At 70.7% G+C, this 1,479-nt stretch carries 2 protein-coding genes; both read right to left on the reverse strand.

Annotated features, from left to right (window positions below; translation table 11 throughout):
- A partial coding sequence (locus ABZ495_RS37035; protein ID WP_359840391.1) for an electron transfer flavoprotein subunit alpha/FixB family protein occupies positions 1-650 on the reverse strand: 650 nt, incomplete at its 3' end.
- 44 nt (positions 651-694) lie between these two features.
- A partial coding sequence (locus tag ABZ495_RS37040; RefSeq protein WP_359840392.1) for an electron transfer flavoprotein subunit beta/FixA family protein occupies positions 695-1,479 on the reverse strand: 785 nt, incomplete at its 5' end.

Consider the following 1,479-nt stretch of genomic DNA (forward strand, 5'->3'; position numbering starts at 1 on the left):
CCGAAGCCGGCCGCCTCGCCGACGCCGCGGCCGCCGGAGACCACGATCGCGGCCTCGGTCAGCTCCGGGCGCCCGGAGGAGACCCGCGGGGTGCGCGAGGTGACCTTGGCGGCGTTGCCGGTGAACTCGACGGTGACGTTCTCCACCGCGCCCGCGGCCGGAGCGGCCTCGGGGGCCACCGCGTTCGGCTTCACCGTGATGACCGGGGCGCCGTGCGACACCTTGGACTTCACCTGGAAGGACGCGGCGAAGACGGCCTGGGTGGCGACCGGGCCGTCGGCACCGGCCTCCAGGTCGACGGCGTCGGTGATGATGCCGGAGCCGATCCGCAGCGCGACCCGCGCGGCGACCTCCTTGCCCTCACCGGAGGAGGTGACCAGCACCGCCGCGGCACCGGTCGCCTTGGCGATCTGGGCCAGCGCGTCCACCTTCGGGACGACCAGCTGGTCGGCGAACTCCGCGCCGTCCGCGACGTACACCTTCGCCGCACCGAACTCGCCGGCCTTGGCGGCGAGGTCGGCCGCGGCCGCACCGGCGCCCAGCATGACCGCCGACGGCTCGCCGATCCGGCGGGCCAGGGTCAGCAGTTCGAGGGCCGGCTTGCGGACCACACCGTCGGCGTGGTCCACGAGAACCAGGATCTCAGCCATGATTCGTTGCTCCTGATCGATCGTTGGAACGCAAACTGCGTGGATTAGATGAACTTCTGCTCGGCGAGGAACGCGGCGAGCTGCTTACCGCCCTCACCCTCGTCCTTGACGACCGTGCCGGCCGTCCGCGCCGGACGCGCCGTCACCGACTCCACCGCCGTCCACGCACCCGCCAGACCGACCTCACCGGCCTCGATGCCCAGATCGTCCAGATCGAACGACTGCACCGGCTTCTTCTTCGCCGCCATGATGCCCTTGAACGACGGGTACCGCGCCTCACCCGACTGGTCCGTCACCGACACCACCGCCGGCAGCGCCGCCTCCACCAGCTCCGTCGCCGCGTCACCGTCACGACGGCCCTTCACCACACCGCCCTCGACCGACACCTCCGACAGCAGCGTCAGCTGCGGCACACCCAGCCGCTCCGCCAGCAGCGCCGGCAGCACACCCATCGTGCCGTCCGTCGACGCCATACCACCGATCACCAGGTCGAACCCGGTCTTCTCCAGCGCCTTCGCCACCACCGCCGACGTCCCGATCACATCCGTACCGTGGATGTCGTCGTCGTTCACGTGCACGGCCTTGTCCGCACCCATCGACAGCGCCTTGCGCAGCGCGTCCTTGGCGTCGTCCGGCCCCACCGTCAGCACCGTCACCTCGGCATCGCCGTGCGCCTCGGAGATCCGCAGCGCCTGCTCCACGCCGTACTCGTCCAGCTCCGACAGAAGGCCGTCCACACCCTCCCGGTCGGTGGTGTGGTCGTCCCCGAAACGACGGTCACCCGTCGCGTCCGGCACGTACTTCACACAGACAACGATCCTCAAGCTCA

The organism is Kitasatospora sp. NPDC005748 (assembly GCF_040630735.1).
Classification (GTDB): domain Bacteria; phylum Actinomycetota; class Actinomycetes; order Streptomycetales; family Streptomycetaceae; genus Kitasatospora.